Below are 4,151 nucleotides of genomic sequence, written 5' to 3' on the forward strand. Positions count from 1 at the left end.
ATCCAAGAAATGGACGATGCCGATAAGAAACTGGAAAACGGCCTTGAATCGATTTATGATTGAATTCGAAGACCGCTTAAAGGACTTTATTTAAAACGGGCAGTTACACAAAATCTGTTACAGGCTCGGCATTTTATTTAACAATCTATACTTTTCGAAATTTCATGGCTATCATCCACTTCTATTCCTAAATACCTGACTTTACTTTCAGGCTTTTTATGACCGAGTAACAATTGATCTGCTCGCAGGTTTTTAGTTTTCTTGTAAATCAATGCAGGTTTGGTTTAAACCAATCATTGAAATCCAATCGTCAACTATTCTTACATATTGTCATGTTGATCATGCGCTGACGAATGAATTTTAGATTTAAACAAATAGCCGTTTTGGCTTAGTTGAAAACGTGTGAGCAAAGTATGAATTGATTTACCTGTGTTTTCGGTAAGTTCAAATTTAACGGGGAATCCTGTCTTTTTTGAACAATAATAGCTCTCAACTGAATAGTTTTTCTGTGAACAATATCCCTTGTCTTTAGACTAACTAAATCGCAACCTCTTAATTTACTATCCATCGCAAGGCTAAAAAGTGCAAGGTATCTTATATTATTTACTAATTCTAGTCTGATTCAGATTAGCCAAATTTGTTGTAGTTTAAGTGGTTATTTTTGCCTAACAATTTTTTTGTTCCAAGGTTCGTTGGGGGACATTAACTTTTCCATAAAGTTCTTGATGCACTTTTACCGAAGTTAAACGCATAAGTCTGTCAATATTTAGGAAACTTGTTACAATGCTGTTTTTGAATTTAGGTAGACTATGAATAAAAGTAATGATCCGCTACACGGCGTGAAACTTGAACAGATCCTAACCGAACTAGAGAAAAAAATTGGTTGGGATAAGATGGGGGAATTACTTAACATTCGTTGTTTCACCAATAAACCGCGTCTTAAATCAAGTTTGAAATTTCTGCGTACAACCCCTTGGGCACGCAGTAGAGTTGAAATTTTATACCTAAAAACATTTTGTAGTAAGCATAAAGAGACGGGGAAATTAATCAGAGGGATACTCGCCCAAAATACAGCAGTAACAGAAACGACTGCCACTAAGCCTGCTCCCTTTGTTTGGCCAACATAGAAAAAATAGACTTATGCCATACTGAAAACATTAGTATTTGAAAATTTATACTGAAAATTTTTGTATGCTTTTATCTACGCGGATATAGCTTAACAATCAGATTCTTCTAGCAGTTTTTCCTATAGCTGACATTCCCCATAGATAAAAAGTTTAAGCTTTTGATAATGATTTATTGCCAATAAATCGTCTAGCCTCTATGTCAACTAAAAGTTCATTGCTGCCAGTCGGCTTCCATCTCAGAACACTAAATTTTGCGGCAAAGCGGTCTAAATTTACCAATAAAAATCATCCGTCATAATGATCACTTTGATACGAAACCGGACGTTAACATCAATAGATTTTTGAGCTTTTTTTAGTGTTCATTAGACGTTGAGATACCTTCATCTTGATAGTCAACTAAGCCACCATAGTGGTCGTTCATCATAAAACTGCTAATGCTAACTCTGTGCGCATTGCTAACATTAGCATTTAAATTGTTGTCATATATTTTCTAACGTAAGGTAACCCTCTTGAAAAGTAAAAATTAATCTCAATATATTAATTTAATATAAAAGGGAGGGCTTTCTCAATCAAAAATTAAACTATTGATTGCTGTATTGAAGAACAAATTTTTCAATCAAAGGTTCTATTTCTTCAGCATGAGTTAAACTCATATAATGATCTCCCCCCTTTACTGTATATAACTTCGCACCTCTAATTTTTTTAATTAATTCGTTTGCATGGCTAATGTCCACACTTACATCTTCATCTCCATGTATAACCAATGTCGGAATTTTTATGTCGTTTAAAGGTAAAGAAATATTAGTAAATTGCTCATAATCGTTTTTAATTCCATCTTTTCTTGCACTTAAAGGCCAAACTGACCATATCAACTCTTTTAGTTTCTCTATATTTTTTGGATCAGCAACAAGTTTATTCCTGTTTTGTTGATTTGGAAGAATCGCAGAAGCAATACTTTCATTGCTCATAAATGACATAGAAAAAAGTTGAATCCATAAACCGAAGTCTGAGGTGCCAATAGTTTCTGAGTCAGTTTCAGCAAAATCATCTGCATAGCTAACCGCTTCGAAAGCAATCAACCCATATGTATTTTCTGGAAAATGTGCAGCAAATTCTAAGGATGAAGGCCCGCCGCCAGAAACGCCCATAACGATTACTTTATCTATACCTAGCGCATCAATTAGCGCCTTAAAAACTTTAGCTTGCTCAAAAGGAGTTTTACCAAGACGGATAGATGTTCTTAGGAATCCAGGTCTTGATGGAGTCAACACTCTAAACTTTTCGGTCGCATCAGTGGTTTGATCGTATCCACCCGGTGTTCCATGAATGAAGAGTAAAACAGGACCATTATTTCCCTTCAGAGTGTATTCAACAGAACCTAAACTTGTTTCCACTATTTCAGAGTTAGCACTTAAGTTATTGAGGAAAGAATATTTGAAATAAAAATAGTAGGCGAAAAAAGACACTATAACTGTAAGAAGGAGAGTGATAAAAATCTTCATAATGAATGTATGCCCTATTAAATTAATGTGAACAAGCTTATAGCAACAAAGCTTTGAGAGAATTATTTGATCAGCTTGGCTGATATTTCAGCCTAACTTAAACATATGAACTGTTCAACTATATTCAATCGACCTAATTAAGTGCGTTAAGCTTCCTTTTAATTGTCTTTTTTACATTCAATACATTAAGAATTTGGTGACAAAAACATGAGTATACTATCAATCTAATTCTTCGATTTAGTTACCACCGCTTCATGGTGATTACTTCATTAGAAACCACGTTCGGATAACCACATTTGTGCACCAAATGAATTAACATCATCACCGTCAGCGATGGATTTCACTTTTTTAATGCATAGATCTTTTTGTTTTTTACTAATGGTTGACAAGTCAGCCAATAAAAAAGCGACCCACGAACCAGCGTTTGGATGAGTCAACAAAGAAAGATATTTTTCTACTTCTGTTGAAGAGTTTAGCGAATTAACTATCTCACTCATCTTGTCAGCCACTACATTAGCATTTTTTACACTGTTTTTATCAGCGTAGTCCGTAGCCGTATGTAAATCAGCAAGTTCTATAAAATCATCCATAATCTACCAGTTAATCTCTTTGTTGTGACAGTCCGCTACTCACAGCTCAAAACAGCTAGTGGGCTACTTCAATTGTTCGGAAAATTATAATACATAATGTTATTATTAAAATGCAAGTTTTAGCAGTTATGACCGACTGCAATGAGCTTAAACCAGCCTCACAACAGAGTAGCGAATTTCAAATGATATTATCTTCAATATGGGAATGGTTTTCAAAATCTTAATGGCAGCTTAGTGCTCACAGTTGCCGTTATGATGTGAAAATTAAATGGTGGTTTTATAGCAATTTTTAGAGTTTGAAATTATTCCAACCATGTCAGCTATTGGCTACCTGTTATCGTAAGACTCAACAAACATCTAATGACCGCTTTGGTCGGATCTCTTGTCGTTAGATAAACCAAGGCTAATGTCTGCATAGGTGCGATGCAGAAGCTTTGATTTTGTCACAATAAGTTTCCGCTTCGCGCACTATTTTGAACTCTAATGAACCTCACCATCTGGTTCGATATTATGTAAATTTTTTTCATCTTTGGTTATGAATCCGTCCTTAACTTTTTGTCTTGCCATTGATTCGCCCAATTTATGTTTTAAGTCTTCCCACTCATCTCCAAACCCATCAATAAAACCATCAACAAATAACTCAAGCTCCTCTTCAGTATATGGCGTCTTACGGTCATTGGCTGGATTCATCCAGTCAGGTTCATTAGTCATAAGGTTGTCTCCAATAAGCAATTTAATCGATATGGTTTCATAATTATAGTTCACTTAAAGAAGGAGCTCTATCATGGATAACAGTAAATCAACTGTAAGCGTCTGGCAAAGTGCATCTAAATATTCACTCGTGATCAAGTTAAGTTACTTCAAACAATTATTTGGAGTAACTTATGAAAATAACGCGAAGCCATGAGCAATGGCGAACTATCCTTAACGAA

The 4,151-nt window shown here is 35.0% G+C and carries 4 protein-coding genes; 1 reads left to right on the plus strand and 3 read right to left on the minus strand.

Annotation, left to right across the window (positions count from 1 at the left end; translation table 11 throughout):
- Positions 1 to 809 precede the first annotated feature (809 nt).
- Positions 810 to 1,127 (plus strand): VF530 family protein, encoded by a 318-nt coding sequence (locus ESZ26_RS18730; RefSeq protein WP_146801294.1) that lies wholly within the window; start codon positions 810 to 812, stop codon positions 1,125 to 1,127.
- 581 nt (positions 1,128 to 1,708) lie between these two features.
- Here the strand turns inward: ESZ26_RS18730 and ESZ26_RS18735 are convergent.
- The 3 genes from ESZ26_RS18735 to ESZ26_RS18745 form a co-directional block, all read right to left on the minus strand.
- A complete protein-coding gene (locus ESZ26_RS18735; RefSeq protein WP_146801296.1) occupies positions 1,709 to 2,629 on the minus strand; it encodes an alpha/beta fold hydrolase in 921 nt (306 codons plus the stop codon).
- Positions 2,630 to 2,898: 269 nt separating this feature from the next.
- Positions 2,899 to 3,219 carry a hypothetical protein gene (locus ESZ26_RS18740; protein ID WP_146801298.1) on the minus strand — a complete coding sequence of 107 codons (321 nt, stop codon included), beginning with the start codon at positions 3,217 to 3,219 and terminating at the stop codon, positions 2,899 to 2,901.
- A gap of 480 nt (positions 3,220 to 3,699) precedes the next feature.
- Positions 3,700 to 3,930, minus strand: a complete 231-nt coding sequence (locus tag ESZ26_RS18745) for a hypothetical protein (protein WP_146801300.1) — start codon at positions 3,928 to 3,930, stop codon at positions 3,700 to 3,702.
- Positions 3,931 to 4,151: the final 221 nt, after the last annotated feature.

Origin of the sequence: Colwellia hornerae, assembly GCF_007954355.1 — a bacterium.
GTDB classification, from domain to species: domain Bacteria; phylum Pseudomonadota; class Gammaproteobacteria; order Enterobacterales; family Alteromonadaceae; genus Colwellia_A; species Colwellia_A hornerae.

What these genes read in the sequence shown, in the direction of transcription:
- ESZ26_RS18730 (WP_146801294.1), top strand. Translation starts at nt 810, where the DNA reads ATGAATAAAAGTAATGATCCGCTACACGGCGTGAAACTTGAACAGATC.
- ESZ26_RS18735 (WP_146801296.1), bottom strand. Translation starts at nt 2,629, where the DNA reads ATGAAGATTTTTATCACTCTCCTTCTTACAGTTATAGTGTCTTTTTTC.
- ESZ26_RS18740 (WP_146801298.1), bottom strand. Translation starts at nt 3,219, where the DNA reads ATGGATGATTTTATAGAACTTGCTGATTTACATACGGCTACGGACTAC.
- ESZ26_RS18745 (WP_146801300.1), bottom strand. Translation starts at nt 3,930, where the DNA reads ATGACTAATGAACCTGACTGGATGAATCCAGCCAATGACCGTAAGACG.